The sequence below is a fragment of the Bradyrhizobium sp. NBAIM14 genome (assembly GCF_020193895.1).
In the GTDB taxonomy this organism is placed as follows: domain Bacteria; phylum Pseudomonadota; class Alphaproteobacteria; order Rhizobiales; family Xanthobacteraceae; genus Bradyrhizobium; species Bradyrhizobium yuanmingense.
The window spans coordinates 111,024-130,778 of the sequence record NZ_JADYVQ010000010.1 but is presented as its reverse complement, the minus strand read 5'-3'; the positions used below and the strand labels follow the sequence as shown (position 1 = coordinate 130,778).

Annotated in this window: 18 protein-coding genes and 1 pseudogene; 2 read left to right on the top strand and 17 right to left on the bottom strand. The window is 63.7% G+C overall.

What is annotated here, in order from left to right; translation table 11 throughout:
- Positions 1-11 precede the first annotated feature (11 nt).
- The 11 genes from groL to I6F28_RS23065 form a co-directional block, all read right to left on the bottom strand.
- A complete protein-coding gene (groL, locus tag I6F28_RS23115; protein ID WP_225131536.1) occupies positions 12-1,631 on the bottom strand; it encodes a chaperonin GroEL in 1,620 nt (539 codons plus the stop codon).
- A 35-nt stretch (positions 1,632-1,666) separates the two neighbouring features.
- Positions 1,667-1,981, bottom strand: a complete 315-nt coding sequence (groES, locus tag I6F28_RS23110) for a co-chaperone GroES (protein WP_036002037.1) — start codon at positions 1,979-1,981, stop codon at positions 1,667-1,669.
- 361 nt (positions 1,982-2,342) lie between these two features.
- Entirely contained in the window at positions 2,343-3,329 is a 987-nt protein-coding gene (locus I6F28_RS23105) for an ABC transporter ATP-binding protein (RefSeq protein ID WP_225114822.1), read from the bottom strand.
- Positions 3,326-4,333: an ABC transporter ATP-binding protein gene (locus I6F28_RS23100; protein ID WP_036002031.1), complete on the bottom strand. Its 1,008-nt coding sequence runs from the start codon at positions 4,331-4,333 to the stop codon at positions 3,326-3,328. Before I6F28_RS23100 ends, I6F28_RS23105 begins: the two co-directional genes overlap by 4 nt.
- Complete coding sequence (locus tag I6F28_RS23095) at positions 4,333-5,226, bottom strand: ABC transporter permease (RefSeq protein ID WP_036020171.1); 894 nt, start codon at positions 5,224-5,226, stop codon at positions 4,333-4,335. Before I6F28_RS23095 ends, I6F28_RS23100 begins: the two co-directional genes overlap by 1 nt.
- A gap of 9 nt (positions 5,227-5,235) precedes the next feature.
- Complete coding sequence (locus I6F28_RS23090) at positions 5,236-6,183, bottom strand: ABC transporter permease (protein WP_036002026.1); 948 nt, start codon at positions 6,181-6,183, stop codon at positions 5,236-5,238.
- Positions 6,184-6,216: 33 nt separating this feature from the next.
- Positions 6,217-7,815, bottom strand: a complete 1,599-nt coding sequence (locus tag I6F28_RS23085; protein WP_036002044.1) for an ABC transporter substrate-binding protein — start codon at positions 7,813-7,815, stop codon at positions 6,217-6,219.
- Between the two features lie 417 nt (positions 7,816-8,232).
- Positions 8,233-9,783, bottom strand: coding sequence for an AMP-binding protein (locus I6F28_RS23080; protein WP_036020173.1), 1,551 nt, complete (start codon positions 9,781-9,783; stop codon positions 8,233-8,235).
- Between the two features lie 18 nt (positions 9,784-9,801).
- Positions 9,802-10,956, bottom strand: a complete 1,155-nt coding sequence (locus I6F28_RS23075; protein ID WP_225141217.1) for an iron-containing alcohol dehydrogenase — start codon at positions 10,954-10,956, stop codon at positions 9,802-9,804.
- A 351-nt stretch (positions 10,957-11,307) separates the two neighbouring features.
- The gene (locus I6F28_RS23070) at positions 11,308-11,553 is read right to left on the bottom strand and encodes a PilZ domain-containing protein (RefSeq protein ID WP_036020176.1); all 246 of its coding nucleotides are present in this window, start codon (positions 11,551-11,553) and stop codon (positions 11,308-11,310) included.
- Positions 11,554-11,898: 345 nt separating this feature from the next.
- On the bottom strand, positions 11,899-13,233 hold the full coding sequence (locus tag I6F28_RS23065; RefSeq protein WP_225141215.1) for a T6SS phospholipase effector Tle1-like catalytic domain-containing protein: 1,335 nt from the start codon (positions 13,231-13,233) through the stop codon (positions 11,899-11,901).
- A 300-nt stretch (positions 13,234-13,533) separates the two neighbouring features.
- Here I6F28_RS23065 and I6F28_RS23060 point away from each other — a divergent pair, with 300 nt between their 5' ends.
- Positions 13,534-14,079 carry a hypothetical protein gene (locus tag I6F28_RS23060; RefSeq protein WP_225141213.1) on the top strand — a complete coding sequence of 182 codons (546 nt, stop codon included), beginning with the start codon at positions 13,534-13,536 and terminating at the stop codon, positions 14,077-14,079.
- Positions 14,080-14,263: 184 nt separating this feature from the next.
- On the opposite strand, the gene ftsZ is transcribed toward I6F28_RS23060, so the two are convergent.
- The 3 genes and pseudogenes from ftsZ to I6F28_RS23045 form a co-directional block, all read right to left on the bottom strand.
- Positions 14,264-15,520 (bottom strand): cell division protein FtsZ, encoded by a 1,257-nt coding sequence (gene ftsZ / locus I6F28_RS23055; protein WP_225141211.1) that lies wholly within the window; start codon positions 15,518-15,520, stop codon positions 14,264-14,266.
- A gap of 52 nt (positions 15,521-15,572) precedes the next feature.
- Entirely contained in the window at positions 15,573-16,085 is a 513-nt protein-coding gene (locus I6F28_RS23050) for a hypothetical protein (protein ID WP_225141209.1), read from the bottom strand.
- A 138-nt stretch (positions 16,086-16,223) separates the two neighbouring features.
- Positions 16,224-16,397: pseudogene (locus I6F28_RS23045) on the bottom strand (phospholipase effector Tle1 domain-containing protein); the annotation flags it as partial.
- Between the two features lie 321 nt (positions 16,398-16,718).
- Here I6F28_RS23045 and I6F28_RS23040 point away from each other — a divergent pair.
- Positions 16,719-17,435, top strand: a complete 717-nt coding sequence (locus tag I6F28_RS23040) for a hypothetical protein (RefSeq protein ID WP_225141207.1) — start codon at positions 16,719-16,721, stop codon at positions 17,433-17,435.
- A 7-nt stretch (positions 17,436-17,442) separates the two neighbouring features.
- Here I6F28_RS23040 and I6F28_RS23035 read toward each other — a convergent pair whose 3' ends face one another.
- From I6F28_RS23035 to rpmB, 3 genes are all read right to left on the bottom strand, one after another.
- On the bottom strand, positions 17,443-18,441 hold the full coding sequence (locus I6F28_RS23035; RefSeq protein WP_225141205.1) for a serine/threonine-protein kinase: 999 nt from the start codon (positions 18,439-18,441) through the stop codon (positions 17,443-17,445).
- Positions 18,441-18,908 (bottom strand): hypothetical protein, encoded by a 468-nt coding sequence (locus tag I6F28_RS23030; protein ID WP_225141203.1) that lies wholly within the window; start codon positions 18,906-18,908, stop codon positions 18,441-18,443. The genes I6F28_RS23035 and I6F28_RS23030 overlap by 1 nt, the downstream gene beginning before the upstream one ends.
- A gap of 297 nt (positions 18,909-19,205) precedes the next feature.
- Complete coding sequence (rpmB, locus tag I6F28_RS23025; RefSeq protein WP_036045358.1) at positions 19,206-19,514, bottom strand: 50S ribosomal protein L28; 309 nt, start codon at positions 19,512-19,514, stop codon at positions 19,206-19,208.
- Between the last annotated feature and the right edge of the window lie 241 nt (positions 19,515-19,755).

The following is a 19,755-nucleotide window of genomic DNA, read 5'->3' as shown; positions in this document are numbered from 1 at the left end:
CTCGCCCGTCCTTAGAAGTCCATCGCGGGAGCGCTCGGCGCTTCCGTCTTCTTCGGCTTCTCGGCCACCAGCGCTTCGGTCGTGATGAGCAGCGAGGCCACCGAGGCCGCATCCTGCAAGGCGGTGCGGACGACCTTGGCAGGATCGATCACGCCGGCCTGCACCAGATCCTGGTACTCGCCAGTCGCGGCATTGAAGCCCCAGGTGTAGGTCTGGTTCTCGAGCAGCTTGCCGACGACGACGGAGCCGTCCTCACCCGCATTCTGCACGATCTGCCTCGCCGGGACCTGGATGGCGCGCCGCACGATGTCGACGCCGGCCTTCTGGTCGGCATTGGCGGTCTTGACGCCGTCGAGCGCCTTGAGCGCGCGCAGCAGTGCCACGCCGCCGCCCGGCAGGATGCCTTCCTCGACCGCGGCCCGGGTCGCATGCAGAGCGTCGTCGACGCGATCCTTGCGCTCCTTGACCTCGACCTCGGTCGCGCCGCCGACCCGGATCACCGCGACGCCGCCGGCGAGCTTGGCGAGGCGCTCCTGCAGCTTCTCGCGGTCGTAGTCCGAGGTGGTTTCCTCGATCTGCGCCCTGATCTGCTGGCTGCGCGCCTCGATGTCCTTCTTGGCGCCAGCGCCGTCGACGATCGTCGTGTTCTCCTTCTCGATCACCACTTTCTTGGCACGGCCCAGCATCTTCACGGTGACGTTCTCGAGCTTGATGCCGAGATCTTCGGAGATCACGGTGCCGCCGGTGAGGATCGCGATATCCTCCAGCATCGCCTTGCGGCGGTCGCCGAAGCCCGGCGCCTTGACGGCTGCCACCTTCAGGCCGCCGCGCAGGCGGTTGACGACCAGCGTCGCCAGCGCCTCACCCTCGACCTCCTCCGCGATGATCAGGAGCGGCTTGCCGGATTGCACGACCTGCTCCAGCAGCGGCAGCACGGTCTGCAGGCCCGACAGCTTCTTCTCGTGGATCAGCACATAGGGATCTTCGAGCTCGGCCTTCATCTTCTCGGCGTTGGTGACGAAATAGGGCGAGATGTAGCCGCGGTCGAACTGCATGCCCTCGACCACTTCGAGCTCGGTGTGCAGGCTCTTCGCTTCCTCGACCGTGATCACGCCCTCATTGCCGACCTTCTGCATCGCATCCGCCAGGAAGCGGCCGATCTCGGTGTCGCCGTTGGCCGAGATGGTGCCGACCTGGGCGATCTCGTCGTTAGAGGTGATCTTCTTGGCGTGCGACTTGAGGTCGGCGACGATCGCATCCACGGCAAGGTCGACGCCGCGCTTGAGGTCCATCGGATTCATGCCGGCCGCGACGGCCTTGGCGCCCTCCTTGACGATGGCCTGCGCCAGCACCGTCGCCGTGGTGGTGCCGTCTCCGGCGAGATCACTGGTCTTCGAGGCGACCTCGCGCACCATCTGGGCGCCCATATTTTCGAACTTGTCCTCCAGCTCGATCTCCTTGGCGACGGTGACGCCGTCCTTGGTGATGCGGGGAGCGCCAAACGATTTCTCGAGGACGACGTTGCGCCCCTTTGGACCGAGCGTGACCTTCACCGCATTCGCCAGTGTGTCGACGCCCTGCAGCATGCGCTCGCGGGCCTCGGTCGCGAACTTCACGTCCTTGGCAGCCATGTTGTTAAACTCCTTTCCGTTCGATGCTGTCAGCGTTACGCCGCCTTCTTCAGCGTGCCGGCCTGCTCGGCCACGCCGAGAAGATCGCTTTCCTTCATGATCAACAGCTCCTCGCCGTCGATTTTGACCTCGGTGCCCGACCACTTGCCGAACAGCACCCGGTCGCCGACCTTGACGTCGAGCGGCACGAGCTGGCCCTGCTCGTTTCGCCCGCCCGGCCCCACGGCGATGATCTCGCCCTGCTGCGGCTTCTCCTTGGCGGTATCGGGAATGATGATGCCGCCGGCGGTCTTCTCCTCGGCATCGATGCGGCGCACGAGCACACGGTCGTGCAACGGGCGGAAATGCATGCACATCCTCCTTGGGTAGGTTCAGCGATGTCCAAAATCCGGGTCCGGAACCGGCCCCCGGGCGGCAAACGACCTAGGAATACGCGGATTTCTAGTCAAGAGGACCTGCAAAAATTTTTGCGCTACTTCAAGGTTCTTGTCCGGATGGATGTGCCGCCGTCCCTGTCACGCCTGCTTGGCGGGCGAGGTGCATCGGCTTGGGCCCGCAAATCTCGAGAGCCGCCCTTACTGGTCATTTCCATGTGAGGATGATCCCATATAGCCCCTTGAGGTCCGCTTCGGGTCAAAAGCGGTAACGCCCTGCCGAGCAGAAGATTTCCGCTTCTCCCTCAGGAGCTGACATTTCTTCTATGAGTCCGCCTTAGCGGCCTCGCCCCGTGCCGTCATTGAGCAAACACGCGACCTGATGCCCGTCACCGGCGTCCAGCAGCGCCGGGCGTTCCGTCTTGCACCGCTCCATCGCAAACCGGCAGCGTGTGTGAAATGCGCAGCCCGACGGGGGATTGACCGGGCTCGGCACGTCGCCATCCACCAAGGGCGCGAGCTTCTTCGCCAGCGGGTTGGCGACCGGCACCGAGGCGAGCAGGGCCTGCGTGTAGGGATGCCGGGGATTGCGGAACAGCTCGTCCTTGTCGGCGATCTCGACGATGCGGCCGAGATACATCACGGCGACGCGGTGGCTGATATGGGCGACCACGGCAAGGTCGTGCGCGATGAAGAGATAGGAGAAGCCGTGCTGCCGCTGCAGGTCGATCAGAAGGTTGATCACCTGCGCCTGGATCGAGACGTCGAGCGCGGAGACCGGCTCGTCGCAGACGATCAGGCGTGGCCCCAGCGCCAGCGCGCGGGCAATGCAGATGCGCTGGCGCTGACCGCCGGAGAATTGATGCGGGAAATTGCGCATCTGGTCAGGCCGCAATCCCACCTGCTCGAACAGTGTTGCGACCCGGGCTTCCAGCTCCTTGCCGGTGGCGAGCCCGTGCACGGCGATCGGCTCGCCAACGATGTCGCCGGCGGTCATGCGCGGATTGAGCGAGGCGAACGGATCCTGGAACACGATCTGCATCGAGCGGCGATGCGGCCGCATCGCCGTTTTCGACAGATGCGTGATGTCCTCGCCGTCGAGACGGATCTGGCCCGAGGTCGGCTCGACCAGCCGCAGCACGCTGCGCGCCACCGTGGACTTGCCGCAGCCGGATTCGCCGACGAGGCCGAGCGTCTCGCCGGTGCCGAGCGCGAACGAGACGCCATCGACCGCGTGCACGGTGCCAACCTGCCGGCGCAACACGCCGGCGCGCACAGGGTAATGCTTCTTGAGGTCGGTGACTTCGAGCAGCGCCTCGGTCATGCCACCTCCGCGACTTCTTCGGCGCGCCAGCAGGCGGCCAGATGCCCGCCGCCCCAATCTGCCAGCGGCGGATATTCGGCCTCGCAGCGCTTGATGGCGAGCTTGCAGCGCGGCGCGAAGGCGCAGCCTTGCGGCAGCCGCACCAGCGACGGCACCGTGCCGGGGATTTCGTTCAGCCGCGCCTGCGCGGCGGCGCCGGAGGCCGGCACGGCCGGGATCGAGGCCATCAGCCCGCGCGTATAGGGATGCTTCGGCGCGGCGAACAGCGCCTCGACGCTGGCCTCCTCGACCTTTCGCCCCGCATACATCACGATCACGCGTTGCGCGGTCTGCGCGACCACGCCGAGATCGTGCGTGATCAGCACGAGCCCGGTGCCGAGCTCCTTCTGCAGGTCGAGGATCAGCGCCAGGATCTGCGCCTGGATGGTGACGTCGAGCGCGGTGGTCGGCTCATCCGCGATCAGGAGCGCCGGCCGGCAGGCCAGCGCCATTGCGATCATCGCACGCTGGCGCATGCCGCCGGAGAGCTGGTGCGGATACTCGCGCGCGCGCCGCGCCGGCTCGGGAATGCGCACCAGCCGCAGCATCTCGACGGCGATGCCTTGCGCCTCTTTCGCCGAGATATGCCGATGCAGCCGCACCGCCTCGACGATCTGGTCGCCGATCCGCATCACCGGATTGAGCGAGGTCATCGGCTCCTGGAAGATCATGGAGATGCGATTGCCCCTGACCGCGCGCATCTGCGCCTCATCCAGCGCCAGCAGGTCGGTGCCTTCCAGCGAGACGGAGCCGCCGACGATGCGGCCGGGCGGATCGGGCACGAGACGCATCAGCGACAGCGCGGTCACGCTCTTGCCGCAGCCGGATTCACCGACGATCGCCAGCGTCTCGCCGCGCCTCACGCTGAAGGAGAGGTCGTCGACCGCCTTGAACAGGCCGGAATTGGTGAAGAACACCGTCTTCAGGTTCTTCACGTCGAGCACGAGATCGGTCTTGTCCGCCATCAGCCGCGCTGCCTCGGATCCAGGATGTCGCGCAGGGCGTCGCCGAAGAGGTTGGCGCCGAACACTGCGAGGCTGATCGCGACGCCCGGGAAGATCACCAGCCACGGCGCGGTGCGGACATATTCGGCGGCGGATTCGGACAGCATGCGTCCCCACGACGGATAGGGTTCGGGAATGCCGAGGCCGAGGAAGGACAGCGAAGCCTCGGTCAGGATGGTCGAGCCGAGCTGCGCCGTCGCCAGCACGATCAGCGGCGCCAGCGTGTTCGGCAGCACATGGCGCAGCGCGATCCGCATCTCGCTCATGCCGATCGACTTGGCGGCCTCCACGAACGGCTGCTCGCGCAGCGCCAGCGTGTTGGCTCGGATGACGCGCGCCACCGTCGGGATCAGCGGAATGGCGATGGCGATGATCACGTTCGGCAGCGAGGGCCCGAGCGCGGCCGTCATCACCAGCGCCAGCACCAGCAGCGGCAGCGCCTGCAGCACGTCGGAGACGCGCTGGAACACCAGATCAAACCAGCCGGAGAGATAGCCGGAGGTAAGGCCGACGATCACACCGATGGTGCCGCCGAGCACGGTCGAGCCGATGCCGACCGCGAGCGAGATCCGTGCGCCGTGGATGATGCGGCTGAACACGTCGCGGCCGAAGGAATCGGTGCCCATCCAGTGCGCCCAGCTCGGGCGCGCCAGCGCGCGGGCGGAATCGACGGTCAGCGGATCATAGCGCGCGATGACATCGGCGAAGATCGCCGTCAGCACGAACAATGTCATGATGACGAGCCCGGCCGCGCCCAGCACGTGCCGCTGCGCCATGAACAGCACGCGCCGCCAGCCCCCGGTCGCATGCGCCCCGGCCCGCCTCAGCTCAACGTCGAAGTCGATCGCGGCCAAGCTGCTCTCCTAATCCGTGTACCTGATCCGCGGGTCGAACACCGCGTAGAGCATGTCGACGGTGAAATTGGCGAACACCACCACGACCGCGATGAACATCACGAGGTTCTGCACGATCGGATAGTCGCGCCAGCGGATCGCCTCCACCAGGAAGCGCGCGACGCCGGGGATGTTGAACACGGTCTCGGTGACGATCAGGCCGCCGATCAGGAACGCCGCCTCGATGCCGATCACGGTGATCACGGGCAGGATCGCGTTCTTCAGCGCGTGGTGATAGTTCACCGCCGCTTCGGATGCCCCCTTGGCGCGGGCGGTGCGGATGTAGTCCTGCCGCAGCACCTCCAGCATCGAGGAGCGCGTGATGCGCATGGTCAGCGCTGCGCTGCGGAAGCCGACGGCGGCGGCCGGCACGGCGTAGGTCGCGAACGCCTCGAGCCAGGTCTTCGGATTCGGGTTGAAGATCGGCATCTGCCCGAACATCGCCACCGAGGCGGTGAGGATCAGAAGCCCGAGCCAGAACGAGGGCAGCGACAGCCCGCTGAGGCTGACGACGCGAAGCGCGTAGTCGAGCTTCGTGCCCTGCTTCACCGCGCTGATGACGCCCAAGGGAATGCCGATCGATGCCGAGAACAGCAGCGCGAGGCCGGCGAGCTTTGCCGTGATCGGAATCCGCGGCAGGATCTCCTGCAGCGCCGGCTTCTCCGAGACGTAGGAGAAGCCGAAATCGCCGCGCATGAAGCCGCTGATCCAGTGCCAATATTGCACGATCAGGGGACGGTCGATGCCGAGCTCCTTCTCCAGATTGGCCTTGTCGGCCGGGTCGACATAGCCGGCGGCGGCGAACAGGATGTCGACGATGTTGCCCGGCACGATGCGCAGCAGGAAGAAGATGACGATCGAGATCCCGAACAGGGTCACGAACATCAGGAACAGGCGCCGCACCAGATAGGCAAACATGCACCGCCCCCCGCGCCAGCCGTTAGCGTCGCGTCACTTGTCGAGCCACACGTCCTCGTAGCGGAAGCCGTTGTAGGAGCTGTTCGACATGATCGTGACGCCCTTGACGTGGGGGTGCCAGCAGGTGCCGGCGCGGGCATGGAAGATGATCGGGCGGGCGACGTCCTCCTGCAGCTTCTTGTCGATGTCCCACACCAGCGGCCTGCGCTTTCCGATGTCGGTCTCCTGCGACTGCACGTCGAACAGCTTCTCGATCTCCTTGTTGCAATAATTGGTGTAGTTCCGCTCCGAGCCGCAGGCATAGTTCTCGTAGAACGACTGGTCGGGATCGTCGACGGCATTGCCGGTCAGGTTGAGGCCGAGCATGTAATCCTTGCGCGCGACCTTCGGGAACCAGTTCGCGGTTTCCACGACGTCGAGCTCGCCGTCGATATAGATGGTCTTGAGCTGGTCGATCAGGATCACGGCGGGGTCGCGATATTCCGCGATGTTGCGGGTCGAGACTTTCACGGCGAGGCGCTTGTCCGGACCGTAGCCCGCCTTCTGCATCAGCTTCCTGGCTTCCTCGCGGTTGGCGTTGATGTCGCGGCCATAGCCCGGAATGGTCTCCAGCCTGTCCTTCGGCATGCCCCAGAGGCCCTGCGGCGGCGGCAGCATGGTGCCGCCGATGTCGCCCTGGCCTTCGAACAGGATGTCGACGAACGCCTTGCGGTCGAGCGCGAGCGCCATGGCACGGCGGATGTCGATGTTGTCGAACGGCGCGGAGGTGGAATTGACGATGATGTTGGTCGAGACGTTGGTCGGCTCGACGACGCAGGTCGCGTTCGGCGCCTGTGACTTGATGTCCTTCAAAAGCGGGATCGTGATGTGCGTCGGAAAGGTCATGTCGAACTTGCCGGCGACGAAGGCCAGGATCGCGGTCGAGCGGTTGGTGATGATGGTGTACTCGATGCCGTCGAGATAGGGCAGGCCCTTCTTCCAATAATTGGGATTGCGCGTCAGCTTGATCGATTCGTTGGCCTTGAACTCGACGAACTTGAACGGTCCGGTCCCGATCGGATGGGTGCGCATGTCCGCCGGCGAGACATGGCAGGGATAGACCGGTGTGTAGCCGGAGGCGAGCATCGCCAGCAGCGAGGGCTGCGGCCGCTTCAGGTCGAAGGTGACCTCGAATTCGCCGTTGGTCGTGACCTCGTTGACCTCGCTGTACCAGGCCTTGCGCGGATTCTGCCGCAGCTTCTGCTGCGACTTGCCCATCAACAGATCGAAGCTGCATTTGACGTCGGCCGAGGTGAACGGCTTGCCGTCGTGCCATTTCACGCCCTGACGCAGCTTGAATGTCAGCTTCTTGTTGTCGCTGCTCCAGGACCAGCTTTCGGCGAGGTCCGGCCGCAGCGTATCGGGGCTGTTCTGCGCGATGTGCTGATCGTAGATGAGGAGATTGTTGAACACCCCCATGAAGGGGATGTTGATCGAATAGGTCGCGCCTTCGAGGATCGAGGCGTTGGCCGGACTGTCGCGGTGATACATCCGCAAAATGCCGCCCTGCTTGGGCTCGCCGGCGAGCGTGGCAGTTGAGGCCGTCAGCACAGATAACGCCGCCATTGCGGCGAGCGCCCACACGCTCCGCATGCTCATCCTCCCTGGACCTCGGCCTTTTGCGGCCTGTTGATCCAGACGATAGCGAGGCGCGTGCAGCGAGGCAACCCGCAAGGCTCGCTGCGCCCTCGACAATTCGGATGACGGAATATCTCGGGTGCTTCTCTCGCGATGTGAGAGTGCAGGTGCGAAGACGCGATTCCCTGTGAGAGTTTGCGCGAGGTCGCCTCAACAACCTCCGCTGTCATCCCTTACAAGCGCGCCCTCAGCGCGCGCCGATCCGGGATCCATAGCCACAGGGAGGAGTTTGGCGAAGACTCGGAGTTGCCAGCCCATGCCGCAACTCCTTCCTGGGGTTATGGGTCCCGGGCTCGCGACTTCGTCGCGCCCCGGGAAGGAAGACAGTTGCGTGTATGGCGCTTGCTTGCGCACCTTACGTAGCGGAAACCCTCACACGATCCGCGAGACCTTGTTCCCCCAGTACCGGTCCCGCAGCAGCCGCTTGTACAGCTTGCCGGTCGGCAGCCGCGGCAATTCCTTTTCGAAATCGACCGAGCGCGGCACCTTCTGCCGCGACAGCGACTTTGCGCAGAACGCGATCAGCTCCTCGGCGAGCGCCGGCCCCGGCTCCACGCCGGGCATCGGCTGCACCACCGCCTTCACCTCCTCGCCGAGATCGGCATTGGGTACGCCGAACACCGCGGCGTCCGCCACCTTGGGGTGGGTGATCAGGAGGTTCTCGCATTCCTGCGGATAGATGTTCACCCCGCCGGAGATGATCATGAAGGTGGCGCGGTCGGTCAGGTATAGGAAGCGGTCGGCATCGACATAGCCGACGTCGCCGACCGTGCTCATGCTCCCATCGGCAGAGCGCGCCTCCTTGGTTTTCTCGGGATCGTTGAAATATTCGAACGGCGTTGCCGTCTTGAACCAGACCTGGCCGGGCGTGCCGGTCGGGCATTCCCGCATGTTCTCGTCGAGAATGTGCAGGTCCCCGAGCAGCACCTTGCCGACGGTGCCGCGATGCGCCAGCCATTCCTCGCTGTTGCAGGCGGTGAAGCCGAGGCCTTCGGTGGCGCCGTAATATTCGTGGATGATCGGTCCCCACCATTTGATCATCTCGTCCTTGACCTGCGGCGGACAGGGCGCGGCGGCGTGGATGGCGATCTCCAGCGAGGACAGATCGTAGCGGGCGCGCACCTCCTCCGGCAACTTCAGCATGCGCGAGAACATCGTCGGCACCAATTGCGTGTGGGTGATGCCCCATTGCTCGACCAGCTGCAGGTAACGCTCGGGATCGAAGCTTTCCATGATGATCACGGTGCCGCCCATGCGGATCGTGAGGTTCACGGCCGCCTGCGGCGCCGAATGATAGAGCGGCGCCGGCGACAGGTAGACCATGCCCTCGCGGTAGTGCCAGAGCCTCAACAGGAAATCGAACAGCGGCAGATTGTGCTTCGGCTTCTCCTCCGGCAGCGGGCGCAGGATGCCCTTAGGTCGTCCCGTCGTGCCGGAGGAATAGAGCATGGCGGTGCCGAGCCACTCGTCGGGAATCGGCGTTGCCGGCAGGCCGGCGGTCACCTCCGATAGGCCAACGATGCGCTCGCTCTCGCCCGGGCCGTCGGCGACGATGCAGAGCTTGATGTCGGGACAAGCCTCGATCGCCTCGCGCGCGATGGCGAGCTTGGCCATCGACGTGATCAAAATCTTCGACTGGCTGTTGACGAGCAGATAGGCGAGCTCGCCCGGCGTCAGGAACGAGTTGATGCAGGTGTAGTAGAGCCCGGAGCGCTCGCCCGCGCCGCAGGCTTCGAGATAACGCGCATTGTTCTCCATGAAGATCGAATAATGGTCGAGCCGCCTCAAGCCGTGCTGGCGGAACAAGTGCGCCAGCCGGTTGCTGCGCGCCTCCAAGTCGCGATAGGTGACGGCCTCGCCGGTCGCCGCCATGATGAAGGCGGGCTGCAGCGGACGCAGGCGGGCGTGGTGACCTGTGTACATCGATCCTCCGGATGTCGATCAGGCGGCAAGCAGCAGGATCTCGCGCACATCGGCGGAGCTAGCGATCTTGCGCGGGTTGCGCGGAATCCAGTTCGTCCGCATCGCGGCTTCCGCGATCGCGTCGAAATGCTCCGGCGAGATGCGCACGTCGGCGAGGCTGCGCGGCATGCCGAGCGAACGGATGAAGGCATCGAGCACGTCGGCCGCGTCACGGCCGGGATAGCCCATCGCGGCCGCGACGATCATCTGCCGCTCGGCATTGTCGCGCGCATTCCAGCGCATCACCGCCGGCAGCATGACGCAGGAGGTGTAGCCGTGCGGCACGTCGTATGCCCCGCCCAGCACGTAGCCGATGCCGTGGCTCGCGCCCATGGGCACGCCGGCGGCGAGGGCGCCCATCGACAGCCAGGTGCCGATCTGCGCATCCATCCGCGCATCGAGATCCCCAGCGTCGGCCTTCACCCGCGGCAGCGCGTCGGCGAGCATGGCGAGGCCCTTCACCGCCTGCGCATCGGCATAAGGATGCGTCTCGCGCGAGCAGATCGCCTCGACGCAATGGTCAACGGCGCGGATGCCGGTCGACAGGAACAGCCATTCCGGCGTGTGCACGGTGATGGCAGGATCGAGGATGGTCGCGCGCGGCACGGCGACCGGATGCCGCAGCATCTGCTTCACGTGGCTCGCGCGGTCGGTGACGCCGGCAATCGATGAGAACTCGCCGCCGGCGATCGTGGTCGGCACGCTGACCTGCCGCACGTGAGGGGCGTTCATCTCGGGCGCGGCACCCTTGTGCACGCGGATGCGGTCGATGCCGGCGATATCGTCGATGCCGTTGGCAAGGCAGAGCTGCACCGCCTTGGCGCCGTCGGTGATGGAACCGCCGCCGATTGTGACGATCAGATCCGCCTCCGCCGCGCGCGCCGCTTGTGTCGCCGCGATCACCGCCTCGCGCGGCGTATGGGCCGGCATCGCGTCGAACAGGCCGGCGCAGCGGGAGCCGAGCGCCTCTCTGATTTTCGTGATTTCGTCGGTCTGCCGGTTCAGCGTCCCCGACACCATCAGGAAGGCGCGGCTTGTTCCGAGCCGGTCCATCTGCGCGACGATGGCCCCGGCCGCAGGATGGCCGAACACGACCTCCTCGATCGCGCCGAACACGACACGTCCCTGGTACACGCCTGTCCTCCCCGGACAATTCGTTGTTGTTGTTAGGGACGCAATCTAGCCGACCCCGCCGGAGCCGTCATGCGCGAAGACGCTGGCCGTTTGCAGCGCAGGGGCGGGGCTGTTGAAGATGAGATGTGGCGGCGGCCGGCGCGCACGCCTCGTCCTTCGAGACGGCGCTACGCGCCTCCTCAGGATGAGGCTCATCGGCGCCGGTGCCCGTCGAGAACTGCCGCCGCGCACTCCACCCTCATCCTGAGGAGCCCGCTTAAAGCGGGCGTCTCGAAGGATGGCTGCAGGGGAAAATCTCTCCAAGGCGAGTCCTTGCCAAAAAGGCAGGGCCAGCAACCGGCCGCTATTCCCTCAAAACACCACGCCCACGCGCGTGCCGCGCTTCCAGGCGATGCGGCAGCGCTTCTTGGTGTTGACGTGCAGCAGCTCGAAGCGATCGGGGATCGCCACCTGACCGCCGAGATCGACGCAGGCCCCGCCGGGCGAATAGTCGATCAGCGTGCACGGGATCACCGGCGCGCGCGGGTCGGTGATGATCTTGGCCTGGCGTGACACCAGGCCTGCGGGCTTCACACGGACGAACTTGCGCGGATGCATTGGCACGTCTCCTCCAACTCCGCAGGTCGCGGCGGCTGATCTGTCCCAATCATGGAAAAGAGTTGATGCGATCCCCCTAAGCCGCGCCCGAGAATTTTAACGAAAAGTGTCAGCGAAAGGCAAAAGCAGCGGTAGCGGAGTGCGCTTCCCCTCTCCCCTTGTGGGAGAGGGTGGCTTCGATGCGAAGCATCGAAGCCGGGTGAGGGGTTCTATCCTCGCGAACGGTCCCACGCGCGGCAACAACCCCTCATCCGGCGCCGTAGCCGACGCTACGCGTCGGCGTATGCTTAAGACGGCGGCCGTAGGCCGCCTATGCCACCTTCTCCCACAAGGGGAGAAGGGAAGTCACCCCGTCACCCCCTCCACCTCCGCCCCCACATCCGCCCCCGGCGGCACCGGCATCGGCACCGTCACATAGTCCTTCGGCAGGTTCACCGGCCGGTAGCCCGGCTCAACCGCCATGCGCTTCAGCACGCTCTCATGCACATGCGCGCCTTCGGGGATCAGGCGCGGTTCGCCATCGGGGATGTAGAAGCCGAAATAGACTTTCCGCTCCGGCCATTCCCGATATTTCGCGCGCTTCGGCAAGAACTCCAGCACCCGCCAGGCCGCCGTCATGGAATCGTGCAGCATGCCGCTCTTGCCGGTAAAAGCCGGCTCGACATATGTGAACGGCGAGTTCTTGCGCTGGATGCCCCAGGCAAGCTGGTTCACCGTGCGCGGGTTGAACTTCAGCCCCGCCTTCTCGGCCTCGTCGATCATCCAGAGCAGCGGATATTTGGACTCGCCGCTCTCGGCCTCCGGATAGCCGCCGCCGACGTCGCAATGCACGCCGGCGAACCACACCTGCATGATGTCCTGCGGCACCTTCTTCTCATCAGGCACGTAGCGGTTGCTCCAGAACTCCTGCGGCTCCGCGTATGGCTTCAGGCGGAACATGCGCCGCCGCTCGTCGATCGCGATCGCCTGCCGGAAGATCCTGATGCTGGGATCGCGCAGTGTGAAGGCGAGCTCCTCCAGGCTCGGCCAGTAGAAGCGATCGGCGCGCGGCACGATCACGCTCGCCACCGTGTCCCAGACGCCGACGAAATGGATGGTCGGCCAGCGCGTCGAGGTGATGCGCGCGAATTGCGCGGCGAGGTCGAATTCGTCCTTCGGCAGCGGCCCGCTCTCGTCGAACACGATGTTCTTGATGTCCTCGACGTCGTTGCCGCGCCCGCTGCCGGAATATTGCTTGTAGGCGATGAGCCCGCTGCCTGCGAGGTTCGCCTGCTCCGGCGAGATCAGGCCAATTTTGTGGATCAGCCCCGCCAGCACGCGCACGGTGTAAGCCCCGCGCGAAAAGCCGAACAAATAGATCTTGTCGCCGGGCGCGTAATGCTGAACCAGGAAGCAATAGGACGACAGCACGTTGTCGTCGAGCCCGTAGCCGGTCGCGAGCCCCCACACCAGCTTGATGTTGGCCTTCCAGCGCCCCCAGGTCGACGGCTCCGTCATGGTGCCGACCCCGGGATCGTAAAACACCATCTGCCTGGGCTGCGTCTTGTCCGTCTTGCGCAGGCAGCGATAGAGCTTCAGGACGTTGGAGATGTTCTCCGAGATCTCGTTGCCGGTGCCGTCACAGCAGATGACGAGGTTCTTGCTGGCGGGCTTGTGGTCGGCGGTGGCTGCGGACTCCATGGGATGCGCCTCCGAGGGATGCTACCCGGGCGAGTATAGCGGAAAATGGGTGGCAGCGAGGGGAGGAAGGCGACGCCGCCGGCATGCAGCCCCAATGGCAGCATCGTCTGTTGACATTAACCTCTTGTTAACCATGCGGTTGCCTAATGTTGACGATGGGGGATCACCATGTCGGCCCATGTGACGCGGCGGAAGTTGATGCCTGTTTCGGCTGATCCGGCAATCCGGTCGGTGGCGAGGCTGGCTGTTCGCGCCAAGGCCGTCCTACAGGGCAGAACGCCTGTCCTACGGAGCAAAGCCATGTTCGCAAGGGACGACTTAGTGGACAATCTCAGCCGCGATCTCGATCGCGCGCGCGGCAGACGCGATGCGCTCGCATCTGAAGCGACGACCCTGACGGCCCAGATCGCCGAAATTGAAGCCCGCCTTTCGGAGGAGAAGAAGAGGCGGGAGCGTGAGCGCGTCCTGAGCGAGATCGAACTGATCAAGACGCGAATCAAGCAAGCCGCCGGCGCGTTTGCACCTGTCGTGGACGGTCTCTCCAGGGCGGTCGAATCGGCGGCGGCCGTTGTGCCCGAGGCGCGCGAGCTCAATAGTTTCCTGGTGTCGGTGGCGACCGAGGTCGACAGCGTGCTCGATCCCCTGTTGCGTGAACTGGATCAGCGCGCGGATGCAGTGCGATCCGGCCACGCGGCGCTGGACTTGCCGAGTTCGGCCGTTGAAGTGCCGCCCGTCGAGCTGCCGAAGGACACCAACGAACGCCTGCTGCGCTTTCCGGCCTGGCTGTCCCGCGACAAGGAAACGGACAAGGAAGCAGCGGAGAAGCCGCACAGCACGGCGGCCTGAAGCCTCGGCGGCTGCGCACGCTCTACGCCGTCATTCCGGGGCGCGCCTCTTGGCGCGAGCCCGGAATCCATACTCACGATGGTGGTTATGGATCCCGGGCTCGCGACTTCGTCGCGCCCCGGGATGACAAGTTGTCGTTGGGCTCGCTGGTTGCCGAGCAGGTAACTTCCCCGCTCGCCGCCGCTCAGTTCGCCGCGCGGCGCAGGAAGGCCGGAATATCGAGAGCGCTCTCGTCGGGCGCATTGCGCGCAGGCGCACGCCCGTAAGGATCCAGCGGCTGAAGCGCCGCCTGCTGCGCATGGTCCAGGCTCGGCCGTGCCGGCGGTCCCACGGGGTGGTGCGGCTGCGGCCGCAGCGGCGGGCTTGCCGCTTGCGGAAGGGGGGCACTGCGCTCGATGCGATCGGCGATGCGGCCGCCGTCGTTGCGCAGCCTGCCGGCGAGCTGGGTGAGGGCGGTTTCCACTGGTAGCGCCTGCGCCGGATCGAGATTATCGATACCGGTCGCCACCACCGAGACGCGGACGATGCCCTCTAAGCTTTCGTCAAAGGACGCCCCGACGATGATGTTGGCGTCCGGGTCGGCCTCGTCGCGAATGCGGGTGGCGGCTTCGTCGACCTCGTACAGCATGAGATCCTTGCCGCCGGTGATGGAAATGATGAGGCCACTGGCGCGCTTGATCGAGGGATTCTCGATCAGCGGATTGGAAATCGCGGCCACGGCGGCTGCGAGCACGCGCTTCTCGCCGGAGGCCTCGCCCCGTCCCATCATGGCCTTGCCCTTCTCCTTCATGACGGAGAGGACGTCGGCAAAATCGAGATTGATCAGGCCTTCCTTGACGATGAGGTCGCTGATGCAGGCCACGCCCGAGTAAAGCACCTGGTCGGCAAGGGCGAAGGCATCGGCGAACGTGGTCTTCTCGCTGGCCACCCGGAACAGGTTCTGGTTCGGGATGATCAGGAGGGTGTCGACTGTCTTCAGCAGCTCCTCGATGCCGGCTTCGGCAAAGCGCATGCGGCGCTGGCCCTCGAAGTAGAACGGCTTGGTGACCACGCCGATGGTGAGAATGCCGAGCTCGCGCGCGATTCTGGCGACGACGGGTGCAGCCCCGGTGCCGGTGCCGCCGCCCATGCCTGCCGTCACGAACACCATGTGCGCGCCGGTCAATTGCTCGCGGATCGTGTCGATCGCCTCTTCGGCTGCGGCGCGTCCCAGTTCCGGCTGCGAGCCGGCGCCGAGGCCCGCGGTCACCTTCGTGCCGAGCTGGATGAGGCGCTTCGCCTTCGACATCGCCAGCGCCTGCGCGTCGGTGTTGGCGACCACGAACTCGACCCCCTGCAGCCCGGCCGCGATCATGTTGTTGACGGCATTGCCGCCGGCGCCGCCGACGCCGAACACGACGATGCGGGCCTTCATTTCATGGATATCGGTGTTGCCAGTCATTCTTCCCTCGCGATTGCTCCGGCAAGCCGGGGATTAAAGAAAGTTCTGAGTCCTACCTGCGGGCCGCGCGGTCTGCTTGCACGATGAAGGCGGCCAGGTGTCCCAACCGACGCGCCGCGTGTCCCGCGATCGAGCCGCCAGGGCGGCGACCGCTCCGCAGCGCCGTCACTTCGTCTTCCAGTCGTGCAGCCCATGCATTGGCGGCCGTCGTCTCGGCGGCCGCCTGCGTCAGCTCGACGGCGAGGCGATCGGCACGTTCGCGCTCGCGCTCGAACACGGCCCTGTAGGCGGTTGCGACGGATTCGAGCCGCGCGATCTCCGCCTTGAAGACCTCGGTCTTGACGGCCTCGATCCTGGCCAGGGAGGTCGCGATGGGATCTGCCCGGCGGGCGCGTCGCGGACGCGGCGTGTAGCGGAGCGCGGCGAGATCGACGCTCACCACCGCCTTGCCGTCAGCCGACCGCGAGCGCGGCAACCGCCGACGCCGCGCCACTGCCCGCGCGGCCTCGCGCGAGACATTGAGGCGGGCACCGAGATCGGCATACGTCAACAACTCAACGCACATCCGCGCTTCTCCTGGAGCGAACCGGGAAGGGATTTCGAGCTAGTGATGGCTGGACGATTGCAGCAGGCTAGGGTGCGTTGGTTAATGGACGGTTAACGGGCGCGGGGGGTGTTTACGGGTGGCGCTGCGGTGCCGGCCGCCGGAGTCGAAGGGCGCCATCTGTCGCGGCGAGGGCTTGTCCGTCTTGCGCAGGCAGCGATAGAGCTTCAGGACGTTGGAGATGTTCTCCGAGATCTCGTTGCCGATGCCGTCACAGCAGATGACGAGGTTCTTGCCGGCGGGCTTGTGGTCGGCGGGGTGGGCGGATTCCATGGGATGCGCCTCCGGGTGATGCTACCGGGGCGAGTATAGCGGAAGTTACCTGACAAGGGTATCAGTGGAGAAAGCCATCAGAAGTTCGATTGAGTGATATCGGGGCCACTCTGCATTTGATAGTATATAGTTCACCCTAGCTGCCCTGCGCCGTCACCCAGCGCTTTCCCTCTCGGTGGCTTTTGCCAGGAGAATGGTGAATGATTGACGGTAGGTGGTTAGGTTCTCGGTCGATCCGCCAATAGGTGCTGTCGGCGACTATGAACCGGCCGCAACGCGGACTTAAAGCATAGAGTCGGCGCTCCGTTTTCTAGAGAATGCATGACCGACGAAGAACTTATCTCAACGTTAGACAAGCTGATGGCAATGATGATTGCCGTTGCTACGGGTGGTCCTCAAATTCAGAATGTGGAACGTCAATTCGTAGCACTCTTCGATGAGGCTGAATCCGAATTGCGTTCGCGGGGCTACGAAAAATTGCCGCCGTACCGTTCTCTATGGGATTGGTATGGTCGATGGAGCCAGGACGATCTGCCGACCTACAAATCTCGTCGGAAATTCGTGAGTGATGCATTTGAAATTGTTCGAAAGCAGCTACGGGAAAAGCCGGCGTCACCCTACGAGCCGACGGGTTGGGTGCGTGTGGACCGCACTGTGGTTGAAATGCGCAGAAGACTTGATGCAGCGGAGAACGAAGAGCAATTCCAAAGCGTGGGCTTATTGGGCCGGGAGTTACTGATTTCGGCGGCCCAAGAAGTATTCGACTCAAATGAGCACCCTACGCTAGATGGGGTCACTGCGAGTGCTACGGACGCAAAGCGGATGCTTGAAGCGTACATAGCGAGCTCACTCAGTGGAGGCGCCAATGAATTTGTGAGAAAACATGCGAAAGCCGCCTTGGATTTAGCTGTTCACCTCCAGCACAAGCGAACTGCAACGTTTCGTGAGGCCGCCATTTGCTGCGAGGCCACCATTTCGATTGTTAACGTCATCGCCATCATCGCTGGACTGCATGACACTCGAGGTGAGCAGGCATGATCGAAGATCAAGACAACGTATTTCCTGCCACCCATTGGTGCTGATGCAGTCGCGCCGCATCTACATCAGCGACGATCCGGCAATTTGCATTCTTTCTACGGCCATTTACGAGATAGATGCAGTTTACCGGACCGGTGCCTTCGCAGCGCATCTGGTGATGTTGCTGTCCGATCTGTGCGATCCATTCCAGATCAGCCTTCAATTCCCAGTTCTGCGCCACTCGAAGTCGCTCAATTGCTTGGCGCATCTCTTCGATAGTCTTGTAGCGACGGTCTGGATCTAGGGCGCATGCTTTATTGCAGATTGTCTTCAGGCGTCGTGGTACATAATCGCGATATCCGACCACCTCGATCACCTTACCCGCTTTCACCTGACCGATGGTCACGCGTGTGTGCAGGTCGGGATAGTTGTTGCAGAGCTGGAATAGGGTCATACCCGCAGAGTATACTTCTGTTGAAACATTCGTGATATTGTTCCAAACTTCAGGGGCTAGGTAGACTCGGGTGCCCGCGCCGCTGCCTAACAATTCAGTCTTCGCGAGTCCGAAATCGCTTAATTTGTAGCGATTGCCGGCCACCAGGATATTCGCTGGTTTTATATCGCGATGAAGGATGGATTGTCGGTGGGCATGCTCTAGACCAAAGCATGTATCGATCAATATCTTTAACGACCGGCGGATAGAGATGAATTCCGCTACCAGTAGGTCTTGTACCGATCCATCTCGACAGTATTCCATGTCGATTGCCGCGTACAGCTCGCCGGTCGGAGCTTGCAACACATCGACAGAGTTCACACCAACAATGTTGTCGTGTTTGCACTTATGAAGAATTTGTCCTTCGTAATGCGCTTTGAATTCTGTTGGATTCGTATTTTCTACGAACTTCAGCGCGCAATCTCGCGCAAGAAGGTTGTCGCGCATCTCGTAGACAGTGCCAAAAGAACCCTGTCCCAAGTGCTGCTTGGTCGTGTACTTGGGACCGATCTGATCTCCGGGCGCCAGCTGCATCAATTGTTCTCCAACAATGCTCGCCAAGCAACTAACACGGCGCCGCGGTGGAGATCGTCCCAATGAGGAGGATGGTCTCCGAACAGAGCGTCTACTTCCCTGATTGGCTTCTTCGACCTATCCAGACCGAACGCCTTCCCTGAGCGAAGAGCCTGTGGTGTATATTGATAGAGTGTTCGCCCCTTCTCGTGGCAGATCAAAGCGAGAAGTCCGGCAGGCATGATTTGCGATTTTGCGGCATCGAGGCTGGCTGATTCGTAGACAAGCCGAACAGCGACCGAATCCGTTGGCGTTTCATCGAGTAGTCCACGAAGGTTCGAAACGTACCTGTGTGTGAGCTCCGGCAAAGGTAGGTTTGGATCGATGTCGACCAACTTTCTGCTCAAGAACGTTGCCTTGCCTTCGATGAATTCCAAGACGACGACTCGGATCCTGCCTTTGTGAAAATTGAAGCCGATAGCTTTCATTTCTTGTCCGTTAGTAGGCGGCCAATGTGGGATACGCCGCGAATCTAAAGGAAAAGCTGTCACAACCTTTGAGCGATCACAATCGCCTCGCTCGATTTGGTCGGAGGCAGCTGTTGAACAAAGGCGCAGCAGAGGAAAACAGGATATCCGGCGGTCAACGCGCTGCACTCCGGAAGCTGCTCTCCTGTGTACAAACAAAAACGGCCGGATCTTCCGATCCGGCCGCTACTCGAACTCTTACTCGGCTAAGCCTACGCCACGCGACGCAACTTAGCCCCCGCCCTATCCTGAAAAATCTCAGCTTGCCTGCTTGGCCGGCTGGGTGTCGCCGACCTTCTTCTGGATGGCGCGCTTCAGCTCGACCGCGCGCGGGGAGAGCGCGTCGGCGTTGGCCTTGAGCAGGTAGGCATCGAGGCCGCCATTGTGGTCGACGCTCTTGATCGCGTTGGTGGAGACGCGCAGGCGCACGTTGCGGCCCAGGGCTTCCGAGATGAACGTCACGTTGACGAGGTTCGGCAGGAAGCGGCGCTTGGTCTTGATGTTGGAGTGGCTGACCTTGTGGCCGACGAGGGGGCCCTTGGCCGTCAGTTCGCAGCGGCGAGACATGGCATAAATCCTTTAGTTCGAACCCCCAACGAGTGCGGCCGCCATTTCGGCGCCACGGGGGCAAATTCTTTCGTCCTTGCAGGGAGCGGGCGGACGTATAGGGGGGAAGGGGCCTTGCGTCAAGGCGACGGGCCGTTTTTGGCCCGTCGTCCCGGGGCGGGCAGAGCCCGAACCCGGGATCTCGCGCCCCACCTCGGTGTCATCGCCCGCGAAGGCGGGCGATCCAGTACTCCGCGGCGGC

Bases quoted from the DNA above. Each gene is read 5' to 3' on its own strand.
- I6F28_RS23090 (WP_036002026.1), bottom strand. From the start codon at position 6,183: ATGTTTGCCTATCTGGTGCGGCGCCTGTTCCTGATGTTCGTGACCCTG.
- groES (WP_036002037.1), bottom strand. From the start codon at position 1,981: ATGCATTTCCGCCCGTTGCACGACCGTGTGCTCGTGCGCCGCATCGAT.
- ftsZ (WP_225141211.1), bottom strand. From the start codon at position 15,520: ATGACTGGCAACACCGATATCCATGAAATGAAGGCCCGCATCGTCGTG.
- I6F28_RS23080 (WP_036020173.1), bottom strand. From the start codon at position 9,783: ATGTACACAGGTCACCACGCCCGCCTGCGTCCGCTGCAGCCCGCCTTC.
- I6F28_RS23035 (WP_225141205.1), bottom strand. From the start codon at position 18,441: ATGCAGCTGGCGCCCGGAGATCAGATCGGTCCCAAGTACACGACCAAG.
- rpmB (WP_036045358.1), bottom strand. From the start codon at position 19,514: ATGTCTCGCCGCTGCGAACTGACGGCCAAGGGCCCCCTCGTCGGCCAC.
- I6F28_RS23030 (WP_225141203.1), bottom strand. From the start codon at position 18,908: ATGAAAGCTATCGGCTTCAATTTTCACAAAGGCAGGATCCGAGTCGTC.
- I6F28_RS23085 (WP_036002044.1), bottom strand. From the start codon at position 7,815: ATGCGGAGCGTGTGGGCGCTCGCCGCAATGGCGGCGTTATCTGTGCTG.
- I6F28_RS23070 (WP_036020176.1), bottom strand. From the start codon at position 11,553: ATGCATCCGCGCAAGTTCGTCCGTGTGAAGCCCGCAGGCCTGGTGTCA.
- I6F28_RS23105 (WP_225114822.1), bottom strand. From the start codon at position 3,329: ATGACCGAGGCGCTGCTCGAAGTCACCGACCTCAAGAAGCATTACCCT.
- I6F28_RS23060 (WP_225141213.1), top strand. From the start codon at position 13,534: ATGTTCGCAAGGGACGACTTAGTGGACAATCTCAGCCGCGATCTCGAT.
- I6F28_RS23040 (WP_225141207.1), top strand. From the start codon at position 16,719: ATGACCGACGAAGAACTTATCTCAACGTTAGACAAGCTGATGGCAATG.
- groL (WP_225131536.1), bottom strand. From the start codon at position 1,631: ATGGCTGCCAAGGACGTGAAGTTCGCGACCGAGGCCCGCGAGCGCATG.
- I6F28_RS23050 (WP_225141209.1), bottom strand. From the start codon at position 16,085: ATGTGCGTTGAGTTGTTGACGTATGCCGATCTCGGTGCCCGCCTCAAT.
- I6F28_RS23065 (WP_225141215.1), bottom strand. From the start codon at position 13,233: ATGGAGTCCGCAGCCACCGCCGACCACAAGCCCGCCAGCAAGAACCTC.
- I6F28_RS23100 (WP_036002031.1), bottom strand. From the start codon at position 4,333: ATGGCGGACAAGACCGATCTCGTGCTCGACGTGAAGAACCTGAAGACG.